Annotated in this window: 28 protein-coding genes and 1 pseudogene; 17 read left to right on the plus strand and 12 right to left on the minus strand. The window is 72.5% G+C overall.

Annotation, left to right across the window (positions count from 1 at the left end; translation table 11 throughout):
- Positions 1 to 25 precede the first annotated feature (25 nt).
- Entirely contained in the window at positions 26 to 1,306 is a 1,281-nt protein-coding gene (locus MTP10_RS11045; protein ID WP_310708979.1) for a hypothetical protein, read from the plus strand.
- A 162-nt stretch (positions 1,307 to 1,468) separates the two neighbouring features.
- Entirely contained in the window at positions 1,469 to 1,948 is a 480-nt protein-coding gene (locus tag MTP10_RS11050) for a hypothetical protein (RefSeq protein ID WP_310708980.1), read from the plus strand.
- Between the two features lie 96 nt (positions 1,949 to 2,044).
- Here MTP10_RS11050 and MTP10_RS11055 read toward each other — a convergent pair whose 3' ends face one another.
- Both MTP10_RS11055 and MTP10_RS11060 read right to left on the minus strand, forming a co-directional pair.
- A complete protein-coding gene (locus MTP10_RS11055) occupies positions 2,045 to 2,581 on the minus strand; it encodes an NUDIX hydrolase family protein (RefSeq protein ID WP_310708981.1) in 537 nt (178 codons plus the stop codon).
- A complete protein-coding gene (locus tag MTP10_RS11060; RefSeq protein WP_310708982.1) occupies positions 2,578 to 3,243 on the minus strand; it encodes an AAA family ATPase in 666 nt (221 codons plus the stop codon). Before MTP10_RS11060 ends, MTP10_RS11055 begins: the two co-directional genes overlap by 4 nt.
- A 190-nt stretch (positions 3,244 to 3,433) precedes the next feature.
- Here MTP10_RS11060 and MTP10_RS11065 point away from each other — a divergent pair, with 190 nt between their 5' ends.
- Complete coding sequence (locus tag MTP10_RS11065) at positions 3,434 to 4,474, plus strand: LacI family DNA-binding transcriptional regulator (protein WP_310708983.1); 1,041 nt, start codon at positions 3,434 to 3,436, stop codon at positions 4,472 to 4,474.
- A gap of 14 nt (positions 4,475 to 4,488) precedes the next feature.
- On the opposite strand, the gene MTP10_RS11070 is transcribed toward MTP10_RS11065, so the two are convergent.
- On the minus strand, positions 4,489 to 5,997 hold the full coding sequence (locus tag MTP10_RS11070) for an alpha-N-arabinofuranosidase (RefSeq protein ID WP_310708984.1): 1,509 nt from the start codon (positions 5,995 to 5,997) through the stop codon (positions 4,489 to 4,491).
- Between the two features lie 165 nt (positions 5,998 to 6,162).
- On the opposite strand from MTP10_RS11070, the gene MTP10_RS11075 reads away from it, so the two are divergent.
- Genes MTP10_RS11075 through MTP10_RS11085 form a run of 3 tightly spaced genes read left to right on the plus strand, consistent with a single transcriptional unit; the run spans position 6,163 to position 9,244 of the window.
- Positions 6,163 to 7,491 (plus strand): extracellular solute-binding protein, encoded by a 1,329-nt coding sequence (locus MTP10_RS11075; protein ID WP_310708985.1) that lies wholly within the window; start codon positions 6,163 to 6,165, stop codon positions 7,489 to 7,491.
- The gene (locus MTP10_RS11080; protein ID WP_397334446.1) at positions 7,491 to 8,414 is read left to right on the plus strand and encodes a carbohydrate ABC transporter permease; all 924 of its coding nucleotides are present in this window, start codon (positions 7,491 to 7,493) and stop codon (positions 8,412 to 8,414) included. The genes MTP10_RS11075 and MTP10_RS11080 overlap by 1 nt, the downstream gene beginning before the upstream one ends.
- Positions 8,411 to 9,244: a carbohydrate ABC transporter permease gene (locus MTP10_RS11085; protein WP_310708987.1), complete on the plus strand. Its 834-nt coding sequence runs from the start codon at positions 8,411 to 8,413 to the stop codon at positions 9,242 to 9,244. The genes MTP10_RS11080 and MTP10_RS11085 overlap by 4 nt, the downstream gene beginning before the upstream one ends.
- A gap of 97 nt (positions 9,245 to 9,341) precedes the next feature.
- Here the strand turns inward: MTP10_RS11085 and MTP10_RS11090 are convergent, their stop codons facing one another.
- Positions 9,342 to 9,914 carry a hypothetical protein gene (locus MTP10_RS11090; RefSeq protein WP_310708988.1) on the minus strand — a complete coding sequence of 191 codons (573 nt, stop codon included), beginning with the start codon at positions 9,912 to 9,914 and terminating at the stop codon, positions 9,342 to 9,344.
- A 202-nt stretch (positions 9,915 to 10,116) separates the two neighbouring features.
- Between MTP10_RS11090 and MTP10_RS11095 the strand changes: the two genes are divergently transcribed.
- From MTP10_RS11095 to MTP10_RS11110, 4 genes are all read left to right on the plus strand, one after another.
- A complete protein-coding gene (locus tag MTP10_RS11095; RefSeq protein WP_310708989.1) occupies positions 10,117 to 10,398 on the plus strand; it encodes a hypothetical protein in 282 nt (93 codons plus the stop codon).
- Between the two features lie 58 nt (positions 10,399 to 10,456).
- Positions 10,457 to 10,612 (plus strand): hypothetical protein, encoded by a 156-nt coding sequence (locus tag MTP10_RS11100; protein WP_310708990.1) that lies wholly within the window; start codon positions 10,457 to 10,459, stop codon positions 10,610 to 10,612.
- Positions 10,613 to 10,705: 93 nt separating this feature from the next.
- Complete coding sequence (locus tag MTP10_RS11105) at positions 10,706 to 11,827, plus strand: discoidin domain-containing protein (RefSeq protein ID WP_310708991.1); 1,122 nt, start codon at positions 10,706 to 10,708, stop codon at positions 11,825 to 11,827.
- 202 nt (positions 11,828 to 12,029) lie between these two features.
- Entirely contained in the window at positions 12,030 to 12,266 is a 237-nt protein-coding gene (locus tag MTP10_RS11110) for a hypothetical protein (protein ID WP_310708992.1), read from the plus strand.
- Between the two features lie 116 nt (positions 12,267 to 12,382).
- Here the strand turns inward: MTP10_RS11110 and MTP10_RS11115 are convergent, their stop codons facing one another.
- Positions 12,383 to 13,537 (minus strand): RtcB family protein, encoded by a 1,155-nt coding sequence (locus tag MTP10_RS11115; protein ID WP_310708993.1) that lies wholly within the window; start codon positions 13,535 to 13,537, stop codon positions 12,383 to 12,385.
- A 43-nt stretch (positions 13,538 to 13,580) separates the two neighbouring features.
- Positions 13,581 to 14,258, minus strand: a complete 678-nt coding sequence (locus MTP10_RS11120) for a GNAT family N-acetyltransferase (protein WP_310708994.1) — start codon at positions 14,256 to 14,258, stop codon at positions 13,581 to 13,583.
- A gap of 186 nt (positions 14,259 to 14,444) precedes the next feature.
- Here MTP10_RS11120 and moaA point away from each other — a divergent pair, with 186 nt between their 5' ends.
- Positions 14,445 to 15,434: a GTP 3',8-cyclase MoaA gene (gene moaA, locus MTP10_RS11125; protein ID WP_310708995.1), complete on the plus strand. Its 990-nt coding sequence runs from the start codon at positions 14,445 to 14,447 to the stop codon at positions 15,432 to 15,434.
- Positions 15,435 to 15,437: 3 nt separating this feature from the next.
- Here moaA and MTP10_RS11130 read toward each other — a convergent pair whose 3' ends face one another.
- Positions 15,438 to 16,049 (minus strand): LysE family translocator, encoded by a 612-nt coding sequence (locus tag MTP10_RS11130; protein WP_310708996.1) that lies wholly within the window; start codon positions 16,047 to 16,049, stop codon positions 15,438 to 15,440.
- A 153-nt stretch (positions 16,050 to 16,202) separates the two neighbouring features.
- Here MTP10_RS11130 and MTP10_RS41930 point away from each other — a divergent pair.
- Both MTP10_RS41930 and MTP10_RS11140 read left to right on the plus strand, forming a co-directional pair.
- Positions 16,203 to 16,529 (plus strand): annotated as a pseudogene (locus MTP10_RS41930) (molybdenum cofactor guanylyltransferase); the annotation flags it as partial.
- Between the two features lie 562 nt (positions 16,530 to 17,091).
- Positions 17,092 to 17,349, plus strand: coding sequence for a DUF6457 domain-containing protein (locus MTP10_RS11140; protein WP_310708998.1), 258 nt, complete (start codon positions 17,092 to 17,094; stop codon positions 17,347 to 17,349).
- 313 nt (positions 17,350 to 17,662) lie between these two features.
- Here MTP10_RS11140 and MTP10_RS11145 read toward each other — a convergent pair whose 3' ends face one another.
- A complete protein-coding gene (locus MTP10_RS11145; protein ID WP_310708999.1) occupies positions 17,663 to 17,977 on the minus strand; it encodes a DUF3099 domain-containing protein in 315 nt (104 codons plus the stop codon).
- A 99-nt stretch (positions 17,978 to 18,076) separates the two neighbouring features.
- Between MTP10_RS11145 and MTP10_RS11150 the strand changes: the two genes are divergently transcribed.
- On the plus strand, positions 18,077 to 18,289 hold the full coding sequence (locus MTP10_RS11150) for a dodecin (protein WP_310709000.1): 213 nt from the start codon (positions 18,077 to 18,079) through the stop codon (positions 18,287 to 18,289).
- Positions 18,290 to 18,356: 67 nt separating this feature from the next.
- Here the strand turns inward: MTP10_RS11150 and MTP10_RS11155 are convergent, their stop codons facing one another.
- Both MTP10_RS11155 and MTP10_RS11160 read right to left on the minus strand, forming a co-directional pair.
- Complete coding sequence (locus MTP10_RS11155; RefSeq protein ID WP_310709221.1) at positions 18,357 to 19,712, minus strand: metallopeptidase TldD-related protein; 1,356 nt, start codon at positions 19,710 to 19,712, stop codon at positions 18,357 to 18,359.
- Between the two features lie 32 nt (positions 19,713 to 19,744).
- A complete protein-coding gene (locus MTP10_RS11160) occupies positions 19,745 to 21,241 on the minus strand; it encodes a TldD/PmbA family protein (protein WP_310709001.1) in 1,497 nt (498 codons plus the stop codon).
- Between the two features lie 77 nt (positions 21,242 to 21,318).
- Between MTP10_RS11160 and fabG the strand changes: the two genes are divergently transcribed.
- Together fabG and fabI are read left to right on the plus strand one after the other, a co-directional pair.
- Positions 21,319 to 22,014, plus strand: a complete 696-nt coding sequence (gene fabG / locus MTP10_RS11165) for a 3-oxoacyl-ACP reductase FabG (RefSeq protein WP_310709002.1) — start codon at positions 21,319 to 21,321, stop codon at positions 22,012 to 22,014.
- 1 nt (position 22,015) lies between these two features.
- Positions 22,016 to 22,780: an enoyl-ACP reductase FabI gene (gene fabI / locus MTP10_RS11170; RefSeq protein ID WP_310709003.1), complete on the plus strand. Its 765-nt coding sequence runs from the start codon at positions 22,016 to 22,018 to the stop codon at positions 22,778 to 22,780.
- A 74-nt stretch (positions 22,781 to 22,854) separates the two neighbouring features.
- On the opposite strand, the gene MTP10_RS11175 is transcribed toward fabI, so the two are convergent.
- Together MTP10_RS11175 and MTP10_RS11180 are read right to left on the minus strand one after the other, a co-directional pair.
- Complete coding sequence (locus tag MTP10_RS11175; protein WP_310709004.1) at positions 22,855 to 23,748, minus strand: hypothetical protein; 894 nt, start codon at positions 23,746 to 23,748, stop codon at positions 22,855 to 22,857.
- A gap of 132 nt (positions 23,749 to 23,880) precedes the next feature.
- Complete coding sequence (locus tag MTP10_RS11180) at positions 23,881 to 24,828, minus strand: aldo/keto reductase (RefSeq protein ID WP_310709005.1); 948 nt, start codon at positions 24,826 to 24,828, stop codon at positions 23,881 to 23,883.
- Positions 24,829 to 24,892: 64 nt separating this feature from the next.
- On the opposite strand from MTP10_RS11180, the gene MTP10_RS11185 reads away from it, so the two are divergent.
- Entirely contained in the window at positions 24,893 to 25,579 is a 687-nt protein-coding gene (locus MTP10_RS11185) for an MSMEG_4193 family putative phosphomutase (protein WP_310709006.1), read from the plus strand.
- The last annotated feature ends 4 nt before the right edge of the window (positions 25,580 to 25,583 follow it).

Here is a 25,583-nt window from a genome sequence, read left to right on the forward strand (position 1 = left end):
CCGGGCGCTTCCTACGGTCTGGATCATGACCAGAAGACTCGTTCTCGTCTCGCTCGCGGCGGGGGCCCTCACGGTGCCCGCGCCGGCGTCCTCCGCCGCCACGACCCTGCCCGGGGCCGCGAGTCCCGCCGGGGTCGCCTCCACCTCCACCTCCGCCTCCGCCTCCGGCCCTGGGCTCGCCGCCGCCGCGCGCGCCGCCCGTGTCCCGACCATCCGCGAGATCAACCTGCGGCCGGCGTCTCCCGTCGTCGGCGCCGGAGACTCCGTCCGCATGGTGATCGACGTCGTGGCCAAGGACGTCAAGGGAAGGAACGGGGTGAGCGTCAAGGTCGAGCCCGGCGCACCGCCCCAGTCGGCCCCCGGCGCTCCCGGCTCTTCCGACGGGACTTCCCCGGCCACGGGAGCCGCCGCCCCCGGCGAGCCCGCCGCCCAGGCGCCCCGCCCGGCCGCTCCGGCTCCCCGCCCCGCCGCTCCCGGCACGGGCAGGCCCGGATCAGCCGCCTCAGGACCCGGGACGCAGGACCGGACGCCGCCCGCCGGCTCACCCGCCGTGGCGCCCGCGGTGGCCTTCGACGACCTGGGCGCGCCGATGCCGTCCGGCCACGCCATCCGGCCGGCGGGCCGTCCGCTGCTGCCCACGCGCGACCACCAGCCGGGCGTGGTGGTGTCCCACGACCACTCCTCGTCCGCGTCGCCCGGCACGGCCCGTGAGATCCACGGCGCGGCCCGCCTGGCGCCGCGCTCCCCGGAGCGCGACCACAAGCGGGGCTCCGCCGCAGGCCGGGACGCGGGGCGCGACAAGGGCGACGCGACGGTGTCCTGGCGCCCGACGCCGGGCTGGATGCGGTTCGACGGCGACTGGCAGACGTGGCGCTTCCTGCCGGACAAGGCGCTGAACCGCACCTATCCGGCCGGCACGTGGACGATCACCGCGACCGCCGTCGGCGCCGACGGGTCCACGGCGACGAAGTACACCACGTTCCAGCTGCGCCGCGAGACCAGGCTGGACGCCGTGCGCGTGGCATCCGCCCCGGACGGCTCGGCCGTGCGGTTCACCGGCTCGCTGACCCGCGTGGGACCGCGGGGCCTGGCCGACTACGCCCCGTTCGCCGCGCAGCCGGTCGACGTCCTCTGGCGGCCCGAGGGCAGTGACACGTGGGAGGAGGTGGCCGAGGCCACCACGGGGGAGACCGGCGCCTTCACCACGTCGGTGGCGGGCCGTACCGGCGGCTTTTGGCGCCTGCGCTACGAGGGGACCTCCCGCTACGCCCCGATCCTCTCGAAAATCCACCAAATAGCCGAATAGCACGATAAATGGCCCGAGGAAGGCATATTTCGGGCTATGAAATGAAGAGTCGTTGCATGATTGTGATCGGCGGATCGCAACTTTCCTTTACCGCGTCGCGTCAATCGCGATGACGTGTGCCCGTCCGGGCGCGCGTTCCACACGGGGAAGGAATTTCACCCAATGATGCGACGACTCGCCGCCGGCCTGGCGGCGGCCGCTCTGGGCGTCACCATGGTGGGGGCGGCCGCCGCCCCCGCGCTGGCGGACCCGGACGTCGACGGCGGCCACACCGCGCTCCGGTTCGACGCGGGCCCCGAGCCCGTCTGGCAGGGCAGGAGCCTCTCGCTGGACGGCAGGCTCTCGGTGGAGTGCGAGGAGGACTACATCAGCGGCTTCGTCTCCGTCCACCACGCCGACTACTGCAAGGAGTCGGAGTCGTGGCACCGGCTCGGCTGGAAGCGGATCGTGATCCTCTTCCGCTCGGACCGCGGCGGGGACTGGGAGCACGTCGAGACGGTCACGACCGGTCGTGACGGCTCCTTCCACACCAGGGTCCCGGCCTACACCTCGGGCACGTGGCGCGCGGTCTTCGAGGGCTCGCGCCGCCTCGACCCGGTGGAGGCCACGGACTGGGTCAAGGTCGTCGGCCACCGCCGCTGACCCGCCCGGCCCTTCGCGCGGCGCCGCCCGGCTCCCTCCTGGGGGCCGGGCGGTCGCCTTTCCGCCGCCCGACCCTCGCCGGGGCGGGCCGGGGTGTCAGGTGAGCCGGCCCACGTGCGCCAGCGCCTGCTTGAGCAGGACTCCCTGGCCGCCCGTCATCTCCTGCTGCACCATCGGCGAGGCCGCCTCCTCCGGCGTGAACCACACCAGGTCCAGCGCGTCCTGGCGCGGCCGGCAGTCGCCCCGCACCGGCACGATGTAGGCCAGCGACACCGCGTGCTGGCGCGGATCGTGGTAAGGCGTGACGTCGGGGGAGGGGAAGTACTCCGCCACGGTGAACGGCGCGAGGGAGGCCGGCAGGCTGGGCAGGGCGACCGGTCCGAGGTCCTTCTCCAGGTGGCGCAGCAGCGCGTCGCGGACCCGCTCCTGGTAGAGCACCCGCCCGGAGACCAGGGCCCGGCTCACGTTGCCGTCGGGGGCGATGCGCAGCAGCAGTCCCACGTGGGTGACGATGCCCATGTCGTCCACCCGCACCGGCACCGCGTCGACGTACAGGATCGGCATCCGGCCGCGCAGCGACTCCAGCTCCTCGGGTGCGAGCCAGCCGGGCGTGGTTTCGGTCATTTCGGTCATCTGTAGATCGTACTGGGCTCCGTGCGCGAGGAGGGGGAGGCGGGCTCCCCGTCGAAGACGATGCCGCGGAGCAGGCTCGCCGCGCTCCGGTCGATCACCACCGCGCCCGCCGCGGGAGCGGCCGTCCCGGCCCTGACCCGCGCGAGCAGCGCCTCGCAGCGGCGGCGGTGGTAGGAGAACGTGCGCGCCCGCACGACCCGGGCGCGGGCCCGCTGGCCGGCCAGGGCCGCCTCGGGGCCGGCGTCGAGCAGCAGCAGGTGGAAGGCGGCGCCGCTGCGCCGGGCCATCCGGGCGAAGACGCGCAGCACCAGCGGCCCGCAGCCCCGGTTGTGCGCGATCACCGGCCCGCCGGCGGCGAGCGCGCGCCGGATCCGCAGGAGGTGGGTGGCGAAGACGACCGCGGTGCGCACCCGTCCGGGCGCCCGGCCGAGGGTGCCCGCCCAGCGCGCCTTCGACTGCGCGGAGTCGATGACCGTGACCCCGTCCACGACCACGGGTGCCGCCTCGGTGCCGTCCATCGCGTACAGGCGGCGCAGCATCGTGCTCTTGCCGGCGCCCGGCAGCCCGGTCAGGATCACCAGCGCCCCGGCCGGGTACCGCAGCACCCGGTCTCCGGCGGCGTCCGGAAGGGGCCGGGCCGTCTGAGTGGTTTGTCCGGGCATATCGGGTACCTCCCCGTCCGTCCTGTCGCGCGGGGGGCTCCCGCCTGCCTAGCGAACGAAGACGCGCCTGATGGGGTTCCGCCAGGGGTGACCGGTCGCACGGAAGCCCGCGTCGACGCAAAGGAGATCGCTTTTGGGCACGCGGTGCGGGACCGTTCCTGTTAGCGTTATCGCGAAAGGGGTGAGGCGCATGGCGACGGCTTCTGACGGGGGAGGGAGGCCGCGCAGCCGGCCCGCGGTGCTCGGGGACGTCGCCGCGCTCGCCGGCGTCTCCGCGATGACCGTCTCCCGGGTGCTCAACACGCCTCACCGCGTGCGCGCCGAGACCCGGGCGCGCGTGCTGGCGGCCGTGCGCGAGCTCGACTACTGGCCCAACTCCGCGGCCCGGCAGCTCGTCACCGGCCGCTCGGGCGTGCTGGGCGTGGTGAGCATCGACACCACCCTGTACGGCCCGGCCTCCACCCTGTACTGCATCGAGCAGACCGCCCGGCTCAGCGGCTACACCGTGAGCATCGCGAGCCTGAGCGCGCTCAACCGCCGCTCCATCGAGGAGGGCGTCCATCGGCTGCGCTCCCAGTCGGTCGACGGCGTCATCATCGTCGCCCCGCACGAGTCCGCCGCCGACGGCCTGCACCACCTGCCGCCCGACCTGCCGGTGGTCGCGGTCGACGCGGGCGAGGACATCCCGGTCCCGGTCGCCATGGTCGACCAGCGGGCCGGCGCGATCCGCGCCACCCGCCACCTGCTGAGCCTCGGCCACGAGACCGTCTGGCACGTGGGCGGCCCGGCCGACTGGATCGACGCCAGCGGCCGCATCGAGGGCTGGCGCGGCGTCCTGGAGGCCGAGGGCCGCTCCGTGCCCGAGCCGCTGCGCGGCGACTGGAGTCCCCGCTCGGGCCACCAGCTCGGCCGCCGGCTGGCCGCCGACCCGTCCGTGACGGCGGTGTTCGTCGGCAACGACCAGATGGCCCTGGGCGTGCTGCGCGCCATGCGCGAGTCCGGGCGGCGGGTGCCGGAGGACGTCAGCGTGGTCGGCTTCGACGACATCCCCGAGTCGGCGTACTTCTGGCCGCCGCTGACCACCGTGCGGCAGGACTTCCGCGAGGTCGGCCGGCACGCCTTCCACCTCCTCCTCGACCGCATGGCGGGCGAGGACAAGGGCGAGCGGCGCCGGCTGGTCGAGCCCGACCTGGTGGTGCGGGAGAGTACGGGCACCCCGCAGCGGGCCTGAGGGCCCGGGCGGATTCAGCTCAGCCGGATCACGTTCCACGAGACCGGCGGCAGCAGCACCCGCAGGGGCTCGTGCTCGACGTCCGGGTTGGGGCGGGGGGCGATCCGGCCGGGATCGTCGGCGGTGTTGCGGGCGTAGACGTCCGTGTCCGTCAGCGTGGTCGCCTCGGTGATCCGCACGCCGCCGAGCGCGCGGGCGTCGATCTCCAGGGACAGCGGTTCGTCGGTGGAGCGGTTGACGGCGAACACGGTGACGCCGCCGTCCTCGGCCCGGGTGGCCACGGCGTGCAGCAGCGGCACCTCGCCGTACTCGGCCGTCTCGTACGACGGGGAGACGGGCTCGACCCGCAGCACGTCGCCCGTGGCGTACCGGGAGGCCTGGGCGAAGGGGTGGAAGGTGGTCTGGCGCCAGGCCCGCCCGCCCGGCTCGGTCATGATCGGCGCGATGACGTTGACGAGCTGGGCCAGGGAGGCGGCGGTCACCCGGTCGCTGTTGCGCAGCAGGGTGATGAGCAGCCCGCCGAAGGCGACGGCGTCGGCCAGGTGGTAGTGGTCCTCCAGCAGCGGCGGCGCCACCGGCCAGTCGCGCGGCGGCTCGGCGGCCTGGAAGCGTGACAGGTACCAGATGTTCCACTCGTCGAAGGAGATGTTGATCTTCTTGCGGGACTTGAGCTTCGCGCCGACGTGGTCGGCCGTGGCCACGACGGAGGAGATGAAGTACTCCATGTCGGTCGAGCAGGCCAGGAAGCTGCCGAGGTCGCCGTCCTTCTCCTCGTAGTAGGCGTGGCAGGAGACGTAGTCGACCAGGTCGTAGGTCTCCTCCAGCACCTGCGCCTCCCAGGCGCCGAACGTCGGCATGGAGGAGCCGGAGCTGCCGCAGGCCACCAGCTCCAGGCCCGGGTCGACCATGCGCATGGCGCGGGCGGTCTCGGCGGCCAGCCGGCCGTACTCGGGGGCGGTCTTGTGGCCGGTCTGCCAGAAGCCGTCCATCTCGTTGCCCAGGCACCACATGCGGATGTCGTGCGGCTCCTTGGCGCCGTTGGCGATCCGCTGGTCCGACAGGGCCGTGCCGGACGGGTGGTTGCAGTACTCCAGGAGGTCGAGGGCCTCGGCGACGCCCCGCGTGCCCAGGTTGAGCGCCATCATCGGCTCGACCCCGGCCTTGCGGCACCAGCGGACGAACTCGTCCACGCCGACCTCGTTGGTCTCCGTGCTGTGCCAGGCCAGGTCCAGCCGGCGCGGCCGGCTCTCGCGCGGGCCGACGCCGTCCTCCCAGCGGTAGCCGGAGACGAAGTTGCCGCCCGGGTAGCGCACCGTGGACACGCCCAGCTCGCGGGTCAGGTCGAGGACGTCACGGCGGAAGCCGTCCTCGTCGGCGGAGGGGTGTCCCGGCTCGTAGACGCCGGTGTAGACGCACCGGCCCAGATGCTCGACGAACGTGCCGAACGTGCGCCGCCGCACGGGGGCCACTCGGAACGCCGGGTCGATGGTGAGGTGCGCCTCGCGGGCCCTGCGGTTGCTCACGTGCTCTCGCGCTCCTGTGGTGCAGGTGTGACTGGAATGCCCCGATTGTTAGCGTTATCACCCTCAACGTCAAGGTCTGTGCACTGATGGAAGCAAGGTCTTGACATGCGGATTGTGACCGCTAACACTCCTGAGGCATCGCTGTCCAGAGGAACGAGGCCCACCGTGGACAGACCATCCCTCACCCGCCGCAGCCTCCTGGGCGGTGGTCTCGCGCTGCTGGGCGCGGGCGCCGCCGGCTGTTCCCTTCCCGTCGGACTCGGCTCGGCCGGGACCCGCGTGCGTTACTGGCACTTCCTCGGTGCCAGCGACGGCATCATCATGAACAAGATGGTCCGCGGGTTCGCCAAGGACAACCCGGGCATCGCCGTCGAGGAGAACGTGCTCGCGTGGGGCGAGCCGTACTACACGAAGATCGCCATGGCCGGCGCCGGCGGCCGCTCGCCCGACCTGGCCACCTTCCACCTCGCCCGCCTGTCCGGCATCGGCGCCGGCCGCATCCTCGATCCGATCGACCCCGCCCTGCTCGCCGAGAACGGTCTCGAAGCCGCCGACTTCAGCCCGCCCATCTGGGAGCGCGCGCACGTGGGCGGCGAGCTGTACGCCGTCCCGTTCGACGCCCACCCCATGGTGCTGTACTACAACACCGAGATCTGTGAGCGGGCCGGCCTGCTCGCCCCCGACGGCAGGCTGCGGCCCACCGACGGGCCCGAGGAGCTGCTCGCCGCGCTGCGCAAGGCCAAGGGCGTGCTCGGCGGCCGGCCGCCGCTCGTCTTTGACGCCCTCGGCCTCGGCACCGTCGGCCCCTGGCGCCTGTGGTGGTCGCTCTACTCGCAGAGCGGCGGCACCCTGCTGTCGGAGGACGGCTCGCGCGTCACCCTCGACGACGCCAAGGCGCTCGACGCGCTGCGCCTCATGCGCACCCTCGGCGAGGAGGGGCTGTGCGACCCGCGCACCGACTACGGCGCCTCCGTGGCCGCGTTCACCAACGGCCAGGCGGCCTTCCTGTGGAACGGCGACTGGGAGACCACCGGCCTGAAGCAGCGCGGCACCCCGTTCAGCATGGCCCGCTTCCCCAGCGTCTTCGGCACGGGAGCGGCCCAGGCCGACTGCCACGCGTTCGTGCTGCCGCACCAGCGCGAGCGCGACCCGGAGATCGAGCGGGCCACCTACCGCTTCATCGCCTATCTGGTGAAGAACAGCGCCGACTGGGCCGTCGCCGGGCACGTGCCCGCCTACCTGCCCACGCTGGAGGAGCCGGAGTACCTCGCGCTGCACCCCCAGTCGGAGTACCGCTCCGTCATCACGGAGGTCGCGCTCGACCCGAGGGCGTGGTTCGCCGGATCCGCGTCGCGGCTCTGGCTCGACTTCGGCGAGGCGTTCTCCCCGGTCGTCAGCGGCGCCCGCACCCCCGAGCAGGGGCTCGCCCAGGCCAAGCAGGCGCTTCGCCGGCTCATGGCCGCGCCCAACCCCTTCCCCGCAGAGGAGCGATGATGACCACCACCGTCGCCGTCCCCGCCGCCCCGGCCGCCGCGCCCGCCGAGCACGCCCGGGCGCGCCGCCGCTGGACCCAGCACGGGATGCTGTTCATCGCGCCCTTCCTGGCGGTCTACCTGGCCTTCCTCGTCTGGCCCCTGCTGCAGGGCCTGCGGATGAGCCTGTCGAGCGTCAACATCGCCGGCACCAACGACCGCTTCGTCGGCCTGGCCAACTACGCCGAGGCGTTCGCCGACCCCCGCATGTGGCGCTCCCTGTGGAACACCCTCGTGTTCACCGTGCTCAGCACGGTCCCGCTCGTGCTGCTCGGCCTCGCCCTCGCCCTGCTGGTCCACCAGCTGCGCTTCATGCAGTGGCTGTGGCGGCTGTCGTTCTTCGGCCCGTTCCTGCTCCCGTCGGCCGTGGTCTCGCTGCTCTGGCTGCAGATGATCTACCCGCCCGAGTACGGACTGCTCAACGGAAGCCTCGGCACCGACGTGCTGTGGCTGGGCGACCCCTCCACGGCGATGTGGTCGATGGTGCTGACCACGGTGTGGTGGACGGTCGGCTTCAACTTCCTGCTCTACCTCGCCGCGCTCCAGTCGATCCCGCGCCACCTGTACGAGGCCGCCGCGATCGACGGGGCGTCCTCCTGGCACCGGCTGCGCTCCATCACGCTGCCCCTGCTCGGCCGCACGACGGGCGTCGTCGTCGTGCTCCAGCTCCTCGCCTCGCTGAAGGTCTTCGACCAGATCTACCTGATGACCGGCGGCGGCCCCGAGGACTCCACCCGGCCGATCATCGAGTACGCCTACGACACCGGGTTCACCGGCTACCGCATCGGCTACGCCTCGGCCGTGTCCTACATCCTGTTCGCGATCATCGTCGTGGTCTCCCTGGCGCAGCTCCGGCTGTTCCGCAAGAGCGAGGAGCCGTCATGACCAAGAGGTTCGGCTGGGGCCGGCTCGTGCTGCTGGCCACCGCCCTCGTGCTCGCCGCCGCCTGGCTCGCGCCCGTCGCCTGGGCCGTGGCCACCTCGCTCAAGCCCGAGAGCGAGACGACCAAGCTGCCGCTGGAGTGGATCGGCAGCCGCATCACCTTCGACGCCTACAGCCTCGTGCTCGGCACCGGCGGCATCGTGAAGTGGGCGGTCAACTCGGTGGTCACCGCCGTGATCGTGACCGCCATGACCGTGCTGTTCTCGGCCATGGCCGCCTACGGCTTCGCCCGGACCAGCTTCCGCGGGCAGCGGGCGCTGCTGGCTCTCATCCTGGCCGGGATCATGGTGCCGCCCCAGGTGCTCATCGCGCCGCTGTTCGCCGAGATGGTGTCGCTGGGGCTCGTCGACACCTGGTGGTCCGTCATCCTGCCGCAGGTGGCCGCGCCGCTGATCGTCTACATCCTCTACAAGTTCTTCCAGGACGTGCCGCCGGAGCTGGAGCAGGCGGCCTTCGTGGACGGGGCCGGACGCTGGCGGGTGTTCTTCACCATCGTGCTGCCGCTGTCGCGGCCGGTGCTCGCCGCCGTGTCGATCTTCACGTTCATCACGACGTGGAACAACTTCCTCTGGCCGTTCATCGTCTCCACCGACCCGAACACGATGACCCTTCCGGTGGGCCTGGCCAACGTCGTGCAGGGCACGTTCGGCCTGCGCTACGCCCAGATCATGGCGTCCGTCGTGCTCGCGGGGCTCCCGCTGCTGGTGGTGTTCGTGCTGTTCCAGAGGCAGATCGTGCGAGGCGTCGCGCACACCGGCCTGGCCGGCCAGTGACCGGAGCCGGCGACGCCGGCGCGGCGTGACGGGAAGCCTCCACGTCCGCCGGCTTGGCGGAGACCGGCCGGGCGGCCCGGGGGGTACGCCCGGACGGTCACGGGGTGCTAGCGGGTGACGGGCTCGTCGGGGCGCCCGGTGAAACGGGCGCCGCCGGTGACGCCGGGCCGGTGGGGGTCGAGGGGCCGCCGGGGTTGAGTGTGGCGAACAGGCCGCTCCTCGCCTCGACCGGCACGATGAGCCGCAGGCTGCCCCGCCCCGAGTCGAAGCTGAACGTCATCGAGACCGAGCCCGTGTCGGCCACGCCCGTCACCGTGCCGATCGGCCGGTCGGTCCCCACGATCCCGCGCGCGGGCACCACCACCGGGGCCGTCAGCTGGGCCTGCCCGCCCTTCTGCAGCGTCACCTGTGCCAGGCGCACCGGCTCGGCTCGGTCGTTGACGAGCACGGCGTACAGCGGCAGCCCGGCCGGCGGCGTGGCCGGCCGCGCCCCCGGTTGACCGCCGAGGAGGAACGCGTTGCGGACGTAGACTCCCTTGCCGCTGGCGTTGGCTCCCTCGTTCTGGGGGGTGAAGATGCGGGTGACGTCCTCGGAGTTGTACGTCAGGCCGCTGCATCCCGCGGTCGCGAGCGTCAGCGCGACGGCGGAGACGGCGACGGTACGGCGCATGTCGAACTCTCTCTCCCCGGATATCCGATGGTTCTTCCGCTACCCAGCGTCACCAGGTCGAACCCCCACGATCCTCCCGCCAGTCATCGGATGGATAGGGCACGGGGCGCGAGTCAGACCCTTGACCGCCGTCAACGTCGATGTAATCATCGGATCTCTGATCCGCGAGCCTCCACCACAGCTCGACGAAAGAGCCGCCGTCATGGGACTTCCTCCGCAGCCCCGTACCCAGGTGAGACCCGCTCGGCGCGCCTCCCGCGCCGCGCTCGTCCTCGCCCTGATCGCCGCCCTCACCACCCTCGTCGCCGCCCGCCCCGCCGCCGCCGAGGTCGAGCACCCCCGCCAGCAGTGGTTACGCGACTCCACCGCCGGACTGTTCCTGCACTGGGGCATGTTCACCGCCCCCCGCCACCTCGACTGCGCCCAGTGGGAGAGCGACGTCACGGACGGCGGCTGGACCCGGAAGCTGCTCCACGCAGCGTGACCTCCTCGGCGAGCTGGTCGCCGCCGGCAAGGCGAAGAACGTCCGCGTCCTGCTCTACATGACCGACGACCCGCAGTGGCACAGCGAGCAGGGCGTGCAGACCCTCGACTCGGCCGCCTACTCCGCCTACAAAGGGCGGCAGGTGGACCTCACCACCCGGCCCGGGTTCGGCATGTTCAGCTACGACCTGTTCTTCGAGGTCATGCGGAACTAGCCCGACCTCGCCGGGTTCTGGATCGACAACGACAACGAGTACTGGGAGCAGAACCACCTCTACGAGCAGATCCGCGAGAAGCGCCCGTCCTGGTTGCTGAGCAACAACAACGAGGACACGCCGATCATGGACACGGTCAGCAACGAGCAGAAGACCGGCATGACCCCGGCCTACGACTACCCGCAGGCCGCCTTCACCCCCATGCCCCGCCTGACCGAGGCCGACTACAAGCTGCCCACCACCGGCGACTGGTGGTACGACGGCCGCGACCACCCCGTGGACGTCCGGCTCAGCACCGGCCGCTACATCACCAACGCCGGCTCCTCCATGAAGTCCCTCATGGCCGAGACGCCGATGGTCAACGGCCGCTTCCCGCCGCAGCAGGAGGCGTTCAACGCGTTCATGGCAGGCTGGGTGCCGCCCATCCGGGCCTCGCTGGAGCGGACCGAGGGCGGCGGCTACCTGTACGGCGGCCTGCAGCCCGGCTTCTGGAACGACGGCGCGCACGGCGTCGTCACCGTCGCCCGCGGTTCGGGCACCCAGTACGTCCACGTGGTGACCAGGCCGCGTACGGACTTCGTCCGCCTGCGCGACAACGGCCACCTCGTCACCGGCGTCCGCGACCTGCGGACCGGCGAGCGCATGCGCTTCCACCAGTCCGGCGGCCACCTGACGATCCTCGGCATCACCAGGTGGGACGACTACGACACGGTCTTCGAGGTCGATACCAAGGGCCGCCCGTTCGTGTACGACTCGTCCGGGTTCACGGCCACCGCCACCTCCTCCCGCGCCGGCCACCCCGCCTCCGCGCTCGTGGACGGCGGCTTCCGGGACTACTGGGACAGCGACGCCCGGCTCCCCGTGTCGGTGACGCTCGATCTGGGCCGGCGCCGCCCCGTCGCCTACCTGGCCGTCAACCAGCGGGAGATGTCGCCCACGTATGCCCGCGAGTCGTTCGGCCGGCGCGAGGACTCCGCCCGGATCAAGGACTACCGCGTCTACGTCAGCGACGACGGCAAGCGGTGGGGTGAGCCCGTGCGCGCCGCCGCCCTGCGCAGCGCCCGCGGCGTCCAGTTCATCGACCTCGGGCCGCGCACCGCCCGCCACGTCAGGCTGGAGATCCTCAGCACGTGGAGCGGCCCCAGGCGCCCCGCTTCCACCGGCAGCTCCAGATCGACGAGATCGGGGTCGGCTTCGGCCATCCCCTCTCCCTGAGCGCGCCGCCGCCGCTGGAGGCCGAGCGCGCGAGCCGGGACGGCGCGGCCCGCGTCGCCGTCTGCCCCGCCTGTTCCGGCCTCGCCCAGGTCACCGGCCTCGGCGGAGGTGACCGCGACGCGGTGACGTTCCGCGACGTCACCGCCGCCGCGGCGGGCAACTGGAGGGCCTGTCGTCCGGCAACGTCTGGCGGCGTGGCACCATGGCCGAGGGCACGTTCGACACCCACCGGGCGCTGCCGTTCGAGAACGTCCGGACCGACGTCACACTCGTCAACAACGGCCGCGTCGGCGGCTCGGCCGCCTCGGGGCCGCTGTTCGGCTCCCGCATCGCCCACTGGAACGTCCGCGTCACCGGCGGCGACCCGTACGCGATCACGATCGCCGACCCGCGCCCCGCAGCGTCACGGTCGGCGTCCGGGGCGTCACCGGCACGGTGAGCGGGCTGGTCCCGGACTTCGCCGGCGACCTGGAGAGCCTGCTCGCCGGGCACGGCGAGCGGCCCCAGGTCGCCGACCTGTACGCCGCCCAGCGCGCGCACCTGCGGCTGTGAGGCTCAGCCCTTGTAGTTGAACACCTGGCTGAGCGTGTGCCGCACCTCCACCAGGTCCCGCTGGTCGGCCATGACCTGGTCGATCGGCTTGTACGCCTCCGGGTGCTCGTCCACCAGGGCGGCCGCCCGGTCCGCGTTCCAGGTGCGGCCGCGCATCGCCTCGGCCAGCGAGCCGGCCGTCAGCCGCTTCTTGGCCTTGCTGCGCGACATCCGCCGCCCCGCGCCGTGCGAGCACGAGTCGTACGAGGCGGGGTTGCCGCGCCCGCGCACGATGTACGACCGCGTGCCCATCGACCCCGGGATCACGCCCTCGTCACCGGTGGCGGCCTTGATGGCGCCCTTCCGGGTGATCCACAGCTCCTTGCCGCCGTGGCTCTCCAACTGGGTGAAATTGTGGTGGCAGTTGATGACACGGACACGCGATCCCTTGCCGACGACCCGGAACAGGGCGTCCACCAGCACCCGGTCCATCCGGGCGCGCGAGGCCATGGCGTAGCTCTGCGCCCACAGCATGTCCTCGACGTACGCCTCGAACTCCGGGGTGCCCTGGGTGAAGTAGGCCAGGTCGGGATCCTCCAGGCCCATGGCCTGGCGCCGCATCAGGCCCTTGGCGCCGACGATGTGCTGGGTGGCGAGCTGGTTGCCGATGCCGCGCGAGCCCGAGTGCAGCACCGTCCACACCCGCTCCCGCTCGTCCAGGCACACCTCGACGAAGTGGTTGCCCGACCCGAGGGTGCCGAACTGCACCGCCACCGTCTTCTCCTGCTTGGCCGTCAGATCGGTGTGCGGCAGCCCGAGGGCGCTCAGCGTGCGGTCCACGGACGGGTCGTCGTGGCCCTTGCCGACGCCGGCGGGGATGCGGCGCTCCACGAGCGGCATGAGGGCGTCGAGGCTGTCGGGCAGGTCGGCCGCGGTGAGGGTCGTCTCGGTGGCGACCATGCCGCAGCCGATGTCGACGCCCACGGCGGCCGGGATGATCGCGCCCTCGGTGGGGATGACCGAGCCGACCGTGGCGCCGATGCCGACGTGCGCGTCCGGCATCAGCGCGACGTGGCCGGCGACGAACGGCAGGCGTGCGGTGCGCGCGGCCTGCATGATCGCGGCGTCGTCGATCTCGCTGGCCCACGAGAGCACGTTGGGTGCGGGCTGGTTCGGCATGTCCGAGGTCTCCTTTACTCGTCCGTGCCCCAGTGTGCCGCGATCATGACGAGAACCCCACTCGTTTTCCCGGCGCCCGCTCCGGGCCGGTCGGAGGGCCGAACAGCGGCAGGCACGCCTCCAGCCCGTCGATGCGGTGGCCGGGCGGCGTGCTCCACTCCTCGCGGTCCAGCCGCAGCCGCTGCTGCAGGGCCAGCTCGCCGCGGCGGCTGCCGCGGACGAGGCCGTCGTCCCGGTAGCCGAGCCGTCGGGAGACGCGCAGCGACGCGTGGTTGTCGAGGTACGCCTCCGACACGGCGCTCTCGGCCCCGAGCCCGTCGAACGCCAGATGCAGCGCGGCGCGGCGCATCTCGGTGCCGATCCCCAGGCCCTGGAAGCGCCGCCCGAGCCACGAGCCCGTCCGCACCTCCCGCGTGACCGCGAAGTCCACGGCCTCCACCTCCTGCACGCCCACCACCCGTCCCTCGAAGACGGTGACCAGCGGGCAGCTCCAGGCGGCGGGCGTCCAGCCGGCCCACTGCCGGAAGTGGTACTGCACGGTGCTGCGGGCGCGCTCCTCCGGTTCGGCGTCCGACCAGGGGTAGAGGAACGGCATGACCGCGGGGTCGTGGATGCCCTCGGCGGCCCGTCCGGCCAGCTCGTCCAGGTCGGCCAGCGAGGGCAGCCTGAGCTCCAGCCGGGGCGTGGTGATCGTCAGGGAGAAGAGCGGCCAGTGATGCATGGTCCGGATGATGGCACCCTGTCCGGCATGCCCGGTACTCGATTTCCGGGGCGTGATGCCGGGGGAATCGGGTGTGGTGTGCGGCTGTTGTCATGGGATACGGCACCATGTGACCAGCCGGGTTGGGGCTACTGCGGGGCCGGGCCGTAGGCTTGCCGTCCGGCGATCTGACAGGAGGTGACGCCCATGTTGCGGGACTCGTTCGGACGGGTGGCGACGGATCTGCGGGTGTCCCTCACGGACAAGTGCAACCTTCGCTGTACGTACTGCATGCCGCCCGAAGGGCTCGACTGGCTGCCCAACGCCCAGCTCCTGACCGCCGACGAGATCGTCCGGCTGGTCACGATCGGCGTCGAGCGGCTCGGCGTCACCGAGGTCCGCTACACCGGCGGGGAGCCGCTGCTGCGCCGCGAGCTGGTGGAGATCGTCGCCCGCACCACCGCGCTGCGCCCCCGGCCGCAGGTCTCCCTGACCACCAACGGCATCGGCCTGTCCAGGCTCGCCCGGCCGCTGGCGGAGTCCGGGCTCGACCGGGTCAACGTCTCGCTCGACACCCTCGACCGCGACACGTTCAAGCGGCTGGCGCACCGCGACCGGTTCGCCGACGTGGTCGAGGGGATGGCCGCCGCCCACGACGCCGGCCTGCGCCCGGTCAAGGTCAACACCGTGCTCATGCGCGACGTCAACGACCACGAGGCCGTGCCGCTGCTGCGCTTCTGCCTCGACCAGGGGTACGAGCTGCGCTTCATCGAGCAGATGCCGCTCGACGCCCAGCACGGCTGGAGCCGCGAGAACATGGTGACCGCCGACGAGATCCTCGACCGGCTCTCGGCCGCGTTCGACCTGACCCCCGACGACCTGGAGGAGCGCGGCAGCGCCCCGGCCGAGCGGTTCCTCGTGGACGGCGGGCCGGCCCGGGTGGGCGTGATCGGCTCGGTGACGCGGCCGTTCTGCGGCGCCTGCGACCGCGTCCGGCTCACCGCCGACGGCCAGGTGCGCAACTGCCTGTTCGCCACCGAGGAGTCCGACCTCAAGACGCCGATGAGGGACGGCGCCACGGACGAGGAGCTGGCCGCGCGCTGGACCGCCGCCGTGGCCCGCAAGCGCGCGGGACACGGCATCGACGACCCGTCGTTCCTGCAGCCGTCCCGCCCCATGTCGGCGATCGGCGGCTGAGGCTCAGTTCTCGGTCAGCGCCAGCTTCACCCCCAGCGCCAGGAACGCGCCGGCGAACACCCGGCGCATCCACGCCATCACCCGGGGACGTGAGATCACCTGACCCCGGATGGCCGCGGCGAACCATCCGTACCCGCAGAACACCACGAACGTCGCCAGCATGAACACCCCGCTCAGCTCCAGCATGCGCGCGAACGCCGCAGGCTCGTCCACGCTCACGAACTGCGGCAGGAACGCGAAGAAGAAGATCGACAGCTTGGGGTTGAGGATGTTCACCAGCACGCCGGAGGCGATCACCCGGCTTGCCGGGCGCGGGGCCGTCTCCGGCTCGACGCTGAGCGCCCCGCGCTCGCGCAGGGTCAGGACGGCCATGTAGAGCAGGTACGCCACGCCGAGGTACTTCAGCACCTGGAACGCCAGGGCGCTCGCGTGCAAGACGGCGGCCAGGCCGGTGATGGCGGCGGCCATGTGCGGCACGATGCCCAGGGTGCACCCGAGGGCGGCCACCATGCCGGCACGCCCGCCCCGGGCCAGGCCGGCGGCCATCGTGTAGAGCACACCGGTGCCGGGCGTGACGACGATGACGAGGGTGGTGAGGAGGAACTCGGTACTCATCGCGCCATCGGACCACTCCTGTCCCTTCTATGTCAATCTCTGTTGCCATAGAGGATGCGGGCTGCCCGCGGTTGCGGAGGCAGTGGGCGGGGGGCGCGGACGCGCGGCGGGGTATCGGGACCGGGCGCGGACCGAGGTGCGTACGGTGAAGGCATGAGCGGTGGGTACGACGTGGTGGTGCTGGCCGGGGGAGAGGCGCGGCGGCTCGGCGGCGCCGACAAGCCCGGGCTCGTCGTGGGCGGGCGGACGCTGCTGGAGCGGGTCGTCGCGGCCGTTCCCGGGGCAGGACGGGTGGTGGTGGTCGGGCCCGAACGGGACCTGCCCGGCGTGGTCTTCACCCGGGAGGACCCTCCGGGCGGCGGCCCGGTGCCCGCGCTCCGTGCCGGGCTGCGCGAGGTCACGGCGCCGAGGGTGGTCCTGCTGGCCGCCGACCTCCCGTTCCTGACCCCGGCCCACATCGCCACCCTCCTGTCCGCCATGCCCGCCACCCCCGGCCGCCCCGCCGAGACCTCCGCCGTCCCCGGCCGCCCCGCCGAGACCTCCGGCGGCCCTCCCGCGGCCGCCGGCGTCCACCCCGCGCAGGCGCGAGGCCCGTCCCTGGCGCCCGGAGAGGCGGCGGCCCGGCCCACCGGCGCCCCGGAGGTCCCGGACGCGTACGAGGGCCGTGGGAGCGCCCCGGGCGACGGCGGCGAGGAGGCGGCACGGCCGGCCGGGGCGGTGGCGGTGGACGGTGACGGGCGGGAGCAGTGGCTGCTGGGCGGGTGGGAGGCCGCGCCGCTGCGGGCGGCGCTCGGCCGGTACGGCGGGCGGGCTCTGCGCGGCCTGCTGGCACCCCTCGTCGCGGCCCGCGTGGCGCTGCCCGAGCGGGCCTGGTTCGACTGCGACACAATGGACGACCTGGACGAAGCCCGCCTCGGTGACACGACCCGTGTCCCCTTCCCGACGACAGGAGGAGGCGCGACGCCCGCCCCGTGACGGCCGTGACGCGGCAGGACGTGCCGCGAGGCCGTGGCGTGCGGGGGCGCCCGCGCCGCACAACCGTATGAACGTGCTGAACGAGTGGACCGCGCTGGCCTGCAAGGAGCTGGGCGTCGACCCGGCCCGCGTCGACCGCGACCTGATCCTGGAGCTGACCAAGGAGGTGGCGCACGGCGTGGCCCGGCCCGCCGCCCCGCTGACCGCCTACCTGCTCGGCCTCGCCGAGGGCGCCGGCACCGCGCCCGAGGACGCCGTCGCCCGCCTCACCGCCCTAGCCCGCGACTGGGGACAGGCCACGCCCCAGACGCTGACCGGCGACTGACACTCCAACGAACTCATCATGTCAACCGCTGCGCGAACCTGAAAGTTTCCTGGCAATTATGGACGCGACGGAGCGAAAACGATTTCGGGAAAGGGGCCCTATCACACGGGTGGCGTCGTCGCCGGACTGATCATCTACGGCGCGGATTTCCCCGGGAAAGGGCGACGCCGGGTGGTTACGGGGGCAAACCACCCGGCGTCGCTTCATCGGCGTTCCGACGGGGGCCCGGAACGCCGGCACCAGCACTCCGACGGGGGACCGGAGTGCTGGCTAAAGCGTACACCTACAACCCATGGGATGCGTCAAGACTTAGTCACGACCCGATCTCGCGTCGGTGCCTCGGTATCTCGCTTTGGTTAGCTTCCGGTGTCTGAAAGGTGGGAGGAGGGACATCCATCCCCCTCTCATTGGCTCCGATTACGGCTATGTATGGCAAAAAGACTGCGCCCGCGATGAACAGCAGCCTGTACGGCCACGGCACGGGCACCACGACGGCCAGGATCAGGCAGATCGTCCGGATGCCCATCTTGATCAGGTAGCTCACCTCGCGGCGCTGGATGTCCGCGCTCAGCGAGGGTCTGGCGTCCGTCACCTGATGAACGTCGTTCTTCCTGCGCCAGATCCTCATATGTCCCACCGTAGACCTCGGAGGGGCGCCCGGCGACGGCTGCCCGGCCCTGGAAGACGGGTCATGCGATCATGGCTTTCGAGTAAGGAGGATGTGGAGATGACGGACCGAACGTACCGGGTCACCGAGATAGTCGGGACCTCGGCCGAAAGCGTCGACGAGGCCATCCGCAACGGCATCCGGCGCGCCTCGCAGACGCTGCGTCACCTCGACTGGTTCGAGGTGACGGAGGTGCGCGGGCACATCGAAGGGGGAGAGGTCGCCCACTACCAGGTGGGCATGAAGGTGGGCTTCCGGCTGGAGGACACCTGACGTCGCACGGGCGACGTCGCACGGCGACGGCCGCGCCCGCCGGGGGAGGCGGGCGCGGGCCGGCGGGTCAGCTCGCCTGGCTGACCGTCGACATGTTGAAGTCGGGCACCCGCAAGGCCGGCATGACCGCCCGGGTCCAGTAGTCGTTCCACTCCCGGGGCAGCGTCTGCCCGCTCGATCCCACCTCCGACACGCGGCCGAGCAGGTCCACCGGGCTCTCGTTGAACCGGAAGTTGTTCACCTCGCCCACGACCTCGCCGTCCTCGACGAGGTAGACGCCGTCACGGGTCAGCCCCGTCACGAGCAGCGACTGCGGGTCCACCTCGCGGATGTACCACAGGCAGGTCAGCAGCAGGCCGCGCCGCGTGGAGGCGATCATCTCCTCCAGCGACCGGCCGCCCTCGCCACCGGTCATGATCAGGTTGCCGATCGACGGCGTCACCGGCATGTCGCTGAGCTGCGCGGAGTAGCGGGTCTGCGGCAGCGCCTCCAGCCGTCCGTCCCGCAGCCACGCGGTGGGCTCCAGCGGCAGGCCGTTGTCGAACACCGACGCCTCGCGGCTCGGCCCGTGCGCCACCACGAACGGCGCGCACTCCAGCCCCGGCGCCGACGGGTCGCCCGCCAGCGTGATCGGCAGCTCGGCCAGCCGCTCGCCCACCCGGGTGCCGCCGCCCGGCTTGGAGAACACCGAGCGGCCGTCGAGCGCGTCCCTGGCGCCCGCCGACCAGTACATGTAGATCATGAGGTCGGACACGGCGCTCGGCGGCAGCAGCGTCTCGTAACGGCCCGCCGGCAGGTCGATCCGGTTCTTGGCCCATTCGAGCCGCCGGGCCAGCGACGAGTCGAGCCCCGTCACGTCCACGTCGGAGAAGTCGCGCGTCGCCACGCCCGTCCACGCCGACCGCTTCAGGTCGGCCGACTTGGCGTTCAGCTCCAGCCGGCCCGACGGCTGGTCGTGGCGCAGCCGCAGCCCCGCCGACGTGCCCAGGAACGTCGTCGTACGGGAGTGCTCGGCGAAGCCGTACAGCTTCCTGCCGCCCGACTCGGCGGTGGCGAACGCCTCGCCCAGCGCCGGCGCGAACCCCTCGAACACCCCGATGTCCGTGGGCGTCACCGGCTCACCCCACGACGGGCTGGCCGGCACCCCCTCGACCAGCGGCCGGGCGTCCTCGGCCGGCCGGGCCTCGCGCGCCGCCCGGTCGGCCGCCGCCACCACGTCGGCGAGCTGGCCGGGCCGTACGGCGGCGCGGGACACCACGCCGACGCCCTCGCCCACGACGGAGATCACGGTCAGCCGCGACGAGTGGGCGACGCCGTTGGTGGTGAGGGTGTTGCCCGCGAAGCGCAGGTTGGCGGTGGAGCTCTCGTCGGCGAGCACCATGCAGCCGTCGGCCCCCGACAGCTCCAGGGCCCGCTCCACCATGTCCTGCGGCGAACCGCCGGTGATGCGCTCGCTCACTTCTTGCCACCCTCCTGCACGGTGTTGAGGATCCGCACGCCCCGGAACAGCGCCGAGGGGCATCCGTGGCTGACCGGGGCGACCTGCCCCGGCTGGCCCTTGCCGCAGTTGAAGGCGCCGCCCAGCACGTACGTCCCCGGCCCGCCCACCGCCTCCATGGACTGCCAGAAGTCGGTCGTCGTCGCCTGGTAGGCGAAGTCGCGCACCTGCCCGGCCAGCCGGCCGCCGACGATGCGGTAGGCCCGCTGCCCGGTGAACTGGAAGTTGTAGCGCTGCATGTCGATCGACCAGCTCTTGTCGCCCACGATGTAGAGGCCGTGCTCCACGCCCGCGATCAGCTCCTCCGTGGACGGCCCGTCCGGGGCCGGGGCGAGCGAGACGTTGGCCATGCGCTGGATCGGCATGTGGCCGGGCGAGTCGGCGAAGGCGCAGCCGTTGGAGCGGCCGAACCCCTTCATCAGCGCCATCCGCCGGTCGAGCTGATAGCCGACCAGGATCCCGTCGCGCACGATGTCGAACGACTGCCCCTGCACGCCCTCGTCGTCGTAGCCGACCGTGGCCAGGCCGTGCTCGACCGTGCGGTCACCGGTCACGTTCATGACCGGCGACCCGTACACCAGCTCGCCGAGCTGGTCGAAGGTGGCGAAGCTGGTGCCCGCGTAGGCCGCCTCGTAGCCGAGCGCCCGGTCCAGCTCCGTGGCGTGGCCGATCGACTCGTGGATCGTCAGCCACAGGTTGGACGGGTCGATCACCAGGTCGTGCTCGCCCGCCTCGACCGACGGCGCGGCCAGCTTCTCCGCCAGCAGCTCGGGAAGCTGCGCCAGCTCGGCCGCCCAGTCCCAGCCGGTGCCGGTCAGGTACTCGTAGCCCCGGCCGACCGGCGGCGCGATCGTCGACATGTCGTCGAAGCCGCCGCCCGCGGCCTTCATCGCGTTGAGGACGGGATGCAGGCGCACCCGCTGCTGCGTGGTGACCGTGCCGGCCGAGTCGGCGTAGAACTTCTGCTCCTTGACCTGGAGCAGCCGGGCCGAGACGTGGTCGGCCCCCTTCAGCAGCTCCGCCGACCAGTCGGCCAGCAGCGCGACCTTGTCGGCCGACGGCACCGTGAACGGGTCCACCTCGTACGAGGAGACCCACGTCACCTCGCGGTGGGCGGGCTCGGGCGCCAGCTCGATCGGCTCCCTGTTGATCGGCGCGCTCACCTCCGCCACGCGCACCGCCTGCTCGGCCACCGCCGCGGCCGCCTCCGGGGTGAGGAGGATGCCGGAGGCGAAGCCCCACGTGCCGCCCTTGACGACACGCACGGCGTAGCCCAGGTCGTCGGCGTCCATCGCGCCTTCGAGCCGGGCGTCGTAGAGGCTCATTGACTCGGCCCTGACGCGTTCGAGCCGGAAGTCGGCGTGCTCGGCACCCAGGTCGCGGGCGCGTTGCAGGGCGGCGTCCGCCAGCTGCCGCAGCGGCAGCTCCAGGAAATCGGGGTCCATCTGGCGCATGTCCACGATCCTAACCCTGTGATCTTGTCTGCCCCGGACAAGCGCATACCAGCCGGTAGGAGATAGCGTCAGGTCCCATGGCACGCTCTGTACTCGTCACCGGGGGCAATCGCGGCATCGGCCTCGCGATCGCCCGAGAACTCGCCGCGGCCGGCGACGCCGTCGCGGTCACCTACCGCTCGGGGGAGCCCCCGGAGGGGCTGTTCGGCGTCCGGTGCGACGTGACCGTCATGGCCGACGTCGAGGCCGCCTTCGACAAGGTGGAGGCCGAGCACGGGCCCGTCGAGGTGCTGGTGGCCAACGCCGGCGTCACCAAGGACACCCTGCTGGCGATGATGAAGGAGGACACCTTCACCGACGTCATCGACGCCAACCTGACCGGCGCCTACCGGGTCGCCAAGCGGGCCATCCGGCCGATGATGAAGCTCAAGCGCGGGCGCGTCATCCTCGTCTCCTCCGTCGTCGCCCTGTCCGGCTCCGCCGGCCAGACCAACTACGCCGCCTCCAAGGCCGGGCTCATCGGGTTCGGCCGGTCCATGGCCCGCGAGTACGGCTCGCGGGGCATCACGGTCAACGTGGTCGCGCCCGGCTTCGTGCGGACCGACATGACGGCCGGTCTGGACGAGGAGGCCATTATCAAGAACATCCCGCTCGGGCGGCAGGCGTCGCCGGGCGAGGTCGCGCGCGTCGTCCGCTTCCTGGCGAGCGACGACGCCTCCTACATCACCGGGGCCGTGATCCCCGTCGACGGCGGACTTGGAATGGGGCACTGACGTGGGCATTCTCGAAGGCAAGCGGATCCTCGTGACGGGGGTCCTGACCGACGCCTCCATCGCGTTCTCGGTGGCCAAGCTGGCCCAGGAGGAGGGCGCCACGGTGGTGCTCACCGGCTTCGGCCGGCTCAGCCTGGTCGAGCGCATCGCCAAGCGGCTGCCGCACCCCGCCCCGGTGCTGGAGCTCGACGTGCAGAGCACCGAGCACCTCGACACCCTGGCCGACCGGGTCGGCGAGCACGTCGACGGCCTCGACGGCGTCGTGCACTCCATCGGCTTCGCCCCGCAGACCGCGCTCGGCGGCAACTTCCTCAACACCACGTGGGAGGACGTCTCCACCGCCCTGCACGTGTCCACGTACTCGTTCAAGTCGCTGGCGGTCGCCTGCCTGCCGCTGATGAAGGAGGGCGGCGCGGTCGTCGGCCTCGACTTCGACGCCACCAAGGCGTGGCCCGTCTACGACTGGATGGGCGTGGCCAAGGCCGGCCTGGAGTCCGCCTCCCGCTACCTGGCCCGCGACCTCGGCAAGCAGGGCATCCGGGTCAACCTCGTCGCGGCCGGGCCGCTGCGGACGATGGCGGCCAAGTCGATCCCCGGCTTCAAGGAGTTCGAGGACAGCTGGCCGGAGAAGGCGCCGCTCGGCTGGGACCTGGGCGACACGGTGCCGGCGGCCAAGGCGTGCGTCGCGCTGATGTCCGACTGGTTCCCGGCGACGACGGGCGAGATCGTCCACGTCGACGGCGGCGTCCACGCGATCGGCGCCTGACCGCCCCTCCATCGGGCCGGCCCCCGCCGGACAGGCCCCTGTCCAGGCCGGCTCGTCCTCGGGCCGGCCCCGCGTCAGGCCAGGCGGTGGCGGCCGTTGGCGGCCGTCGACGGCTCGAACGGGATCGAGTCGGCCCGGTCCGCCCGCTGCCGCCGCTGCTGCACCACCCGCGTGGCCGCCACCGCCGACAGCAGCAGCGCGATCGTCAGCGCCGTGCCCAGCACGTCCGAGGCCGGGGTGCTGGGCCGTACCACCTGCTGGTCGCGCATCGGCGCCGTCAGCTCGCGCACGAGGGGCTGCGGCCACAGCAGGTCGATGCGGGCCTCGTCGGGGTCGGCCTCCGGCTCCTCGCCGACCCGCTCCTCCCGGGTGTCCATCAGGTACGGCTGGCTCTCCGGCTGCCTCGCGGAGCGGGTGGGCGCGGCCGTGGGCACCGCCGCGTGCTGCTTGTCGTCCTTGCGCTGGCGGGCCGTGCCGGAGCGCGTCGGCTGCTCCGGCTGCCCGGTGCGCCGTTCGGCGGGCGGGTGTTCGGTGGCGCGCGGCGCGGGCGTCACGCCGTCGTCGTGGACGCTCTGGTCGTCGCAGGCCAGCACCGGCAGGCAGACGTCCGCCAGCTTCTCGGGCAGCAGCGTGGCGGTGGCGGACGGCTCCGGATCGGCCTTCCTGGCCTGGCCCGGCCTGACCGTGGGCACGGCCTCGCCGACCTTGCCGAGCACCTTGCCCGTGGTGTCGTCCACCGTGTCGGTCAGGCCCTTCGCCCTGCCTCCGGTCACGGTGTCGACGGTGTCGGTGACCTTGCCCACCGTGTCGCAGAGCGTGCCGGTCACCCCGCCGAGTAATCCGCCCCCCTGGGGGCAGTCGTCCGCGGCGGCCGGCCCCGCGAGCGTGACCGTGAGGGCCACGGTGACCGCGGTCGCCGCCAGTGCCGTCGCCAGGACACCGGCCGCCGTCACGGTCCTGCTCCCCATCGGTCCGTCCCCTCCCTCATCGCCTTGGATGGAAATCTTTACGGACATCGCCGCCGAGACGCAGGTGTTTTCCGCCAAAGTTGCGATTCGGTATCGACTAGTGATACGCGAGCCCGACTCCCGTTCAGCCGGTCAGTCCAGGGACGAGACGTCGTCCAGGGCCTCGCGGATCTCGCGGGGCAGCACGACCTCCTCCGCCGCCAGTATCCCGGCCAGCTGCGCCCGGGTGCGGGCCCCCACGATCGCCGAGGCCACCCCGGGCTGGTCGCGCACCCACGACAGCGCCACGGCCAGCGGCGACACGCCGAGCCCGTCGGCGGCCGTCATGACCGACTCCACCACCCGCCGGCTGCGCTCGTCCAGGTACGGCCGGACGAAGTCGGCGAAGTGCGGCGTCGCGGCCCGCGAGTCGGCCGGGATGCCGGTGCGGTACTTGCCGGTCAGCACCCCCCGCCCCAGCGGCGACCAGGCCAGCACCCCGGCCCCCACGTGGTCGGCGGCCGGCAGCAGCTCCCGCTCGGGTTCGCGGGCCAGCAGGGAGTACTCGGCCTGGGCGGAGGTGATCGGCACGCGCCCCGGGACGGAGCGCTGGGCGACGCCCGCGGCGGCGAGCTGCCAGCCGGTGTAGTCGCACACCCCCGCGTAGACGGCCCGGCCGGAGGAGACGATCGCGTCGAGCGCGGCGAGGGTCTCCTCCAGCGGCACCTCCTCGTCGTAGGTGTGGAGCTGCCACAGGTCGACGTAGTCGACGCCGAGCCGGGCCAGTGACTCGTCCACGGCGGCCACGAGGTGACGGCGGGAGGCGTCGCGGGGCCGGCGGCCGAGCGGCGTCACCACGGCCTTGGTGGAGATCACCAGCTCGGAGCGCGGCACCGTGTCGCGCACCAGCCGGCCGAGCAGCCGCTCGGCGTCGCCGCCGGTGTAGACGTCGGCCGTGTCGACGAGCGTGCCCCCCGCGTCCATGAAGGTGCGGAGCTGTGCCGAGGCCTCGTCGGCGTCGGTGTCACGCCCCCAGGTCATCGTGCCGAGCCCCACCCGGGACACCGACAGGCCGCTACGGCCGACATAGCGCTGCTGCATGATCCCGCCAGGTTACCGTCCGGGCCGGGGAAAAACCGTGATCCCGGCCTGCGACACTTGGTTCGTGACCACGCTGCTTCTGGCCCGCCACGGCCTCACCGCCCTCACGGGGCCCGTCCTGGCCGGCCGCACCCCGGGGGTCCACCTGAGCGACGAGGGCCGGCGGCAGGCCGAGGCGCTGGCCGGCCGCATCGCGGGCGTGCGCCTGGACGCGGTGGTCTCCAGCCCGCTGGAGCGGTGCGTGGAGACCGCGACGGCCGTGGCCGCCGACCGCGCGACGGCCGTGAAGACCGACGACCGGTTCGTGGAGTGCGGCTACGGCACGTGGACCGGCCGCCCGCTGGAGGAGCTGGCCGAGGAGCCGTTGTGGCGGGTCGTGCAGGCCCACCCGAGCGCGGCCGTCTTCCCCGACGGGGAGCCGATGGCCGACGTGCAGCACCGGGCGGTGGCGGCGGTGCGGGAGTGGAACGCGCGCCTGGGGGAGAAGGCCGTCTACCTCGTGTGCAGCCACGGCGACGTGATCAAGGCGATCGTGGCCGACGCGCTGGGCCTCCACCTCGACCAGTTCCAGCGGATAACCGCTGATCCGGCCGCCCTCACTGTGATTCGATATACCCCCTTGCGTCCCTTTCTCCTCAGGCTTAACGATATGGGGGAATTGCGGCTCCCCGAGGATTCGGAGGAGAAAGACGGGGGAGAAAACATCACCGGGAGCGATGCCGCCGTCGGCGGCGGACCCGGGACCACGTAAGGTC

This window comes from Nonomuraea sp. 3-1Str (genome assembly GCF_031570565.1).
GTDB lineage: Bacteria > Actinomycetota > Actinomycetes > Streptosporangiales > Streptosporangiaceae > Nonomuraea.

Excerpts from the sequence above, each read along its gene's own strand:
- MTP10_RS11045 (WP_310708979.1), top strand. The coding sequence starts at position 26 with ATGACCAGAAGACTCGTTCTCGTCTCGCTCGCGGCGGGGGCCCTCACG.
- MTP10_RS11050 (WP_310708980.1), top strand. The coding sequence starts at position 1,469 with ATGATGCGACGACTCGCCGCCGGCCTGGCGGCGGCCGCTCTGGGCGTC.
- MTP10_RS11055 (WP_310708981.1), bottom strand. The coding sequence starts at position 2,581 with ATGACCGAAATGACCGAAACCACGCCCGGCTGGCTCGCACCCGAGGAG.
- MTP10_RS11060 (WP_310708982.1), bottom strand. The coding sequence starts at position 3,243 with ATGCCCGGACAAACCACTCAGACGGCCCGGCCCCTTCCGGACGCCGCC.
- MTP10_RS11065 (WP_310708983.1), top strand. The coding sequence starts at position 3,434 with ATGGCGACGGCTTCTGACGGGGGAGGGAGGCCGCGCAGCCGGCCCGCG.
- MTP10_RS11080 (WP_397334446.1), top strand. The coding sequence starts at position 7,491 with ATGACCACCACCGTCGCCGTCCCCGCCGCCCCGGCCGCCGCGCCCGCC.
- MTP10_RS11085 (WP_310708987.1), top strand. The coding sequence starts at position 8,411 with ATGACCAAGAGGTTCGGCTGGGGCCGGCTCGTGCTGCTGGCCACCGCC.
- MTP10_RS11090 (WP_310708988.1), bottom strand. The coding sequence starts at position 9,914 with ATGCGCCGTACCGTCGCCGTCTCCGCCGTCGCGCTGACGCTCGCGACC.
- MTP10_RS11095 (WP_310708989.1), top strand. The coding sequence starts at position 10,117 with ATGGGACTTCCTCCGCAGCCCCGTACCCAGGTGAGACCCGCTCGGCGC.
- MTP10_RS11100 (WP_310708990.1), top strand. The coding sequence starts at position 10,457 with ATGACCGACGACCCGCAGTGGCACAGCGAGCAGGGCGTGCAGACCCTC.
- MTP10_RS11110 (WP_310708992.1), top strand. The coding sequence starts at position 12,030 with ATGGCCGAGGGCACGTTCGACACCCACCGGGCGCTGCCGTTCGAGAAC.
- MTP10_RS11115 (WP_310708993.1), bottom strand. The coding sequence starts at position 13,537 with ATGCCGAACCAGCCCGCACCCAACGTGCTCTCGTGGGCCAGCGAGATC.
- MTP10_RS11120 (WP_310708994.1), bottom strand. The coding sequence starts at position 14,258 with ATGCATCACTGGCCGCTCTTCTCCCTGACGATCACCACGCCCCGGCTG.
- moaA (WP_310708995.1), top strand. The coding sequence starts at position 14,445 with ATGTTGCGGGACTCGTTCGGACGGGTGGCGACGGATCTGCGGGTGTCC.
- MTP10_RS11130 (WP_310708996.1), bottom strand. The coding sequence starts at position 16,049 with ATGAGTACCGAGTTCCTCCTCACCACCCTCGTCATCGTCGTCACGCCC.
- MTP10_RS11140 (WP_310708998.1), top strand. The coding sequence starts at position 17,092 with ATGAACGTGCTGAACGAGTGGACCGCGCTGGCCTGCAAGGAGCTGGGC.
- MTP10_RS11145 (WP_310708999.1), bottom strand. The coding sequence starts at position 17,977 with ATGAGGATCTGGCGCAGGAAGAACGACGTTCATCAGGTGACGGACGCC.
- MTP10_RS11150 (WP_310709000.1), top strand. The coding sequence starts at position 18,077 with ATGACGGACCGAACGTACCGGGTCACCGAGATAGTCGGGACCTCGGCC.
- MTP10_RS11155 (WP_310709221.1), bottom strand. The coding sequence starts at position 19,712 with ATGGTGGAGCGGGCCCTGGAGCTGTCGGGGGCCGACGGCTGCATGGTG.
- MTP10_RS11160 (WP_310709001.1), bottom strand. The coding sequence starts at position 21,241 with ATGCGCCAGATGGACCCCGATTTCCTGGAGCTGCCGCTGCGGCAGCTG.
- fabG (WP_310709002.1), top strand. The coding sequence starts at position 21,319 with ATGGCACGCTCTGTACTCGTCACCGGGGGCAATCGCGGCATCGGCCTC.
- MTP10_RS11175 (WP_310709004.1), bottom strand. The coding sequence starts at position 23,748 with ATGGGGAGCAGGACCGTGACGGCGGCCGGTGTCCTGGCGACGGCACTG.
- MTP10_RS11180 (WP_310709005.1), bottom strand. The coding sequence starts at position 24,828 with ATGCAGCAGCGCTATGTCGGCCGTAGCGGCCTGTCGGTGTCCCGGGTG.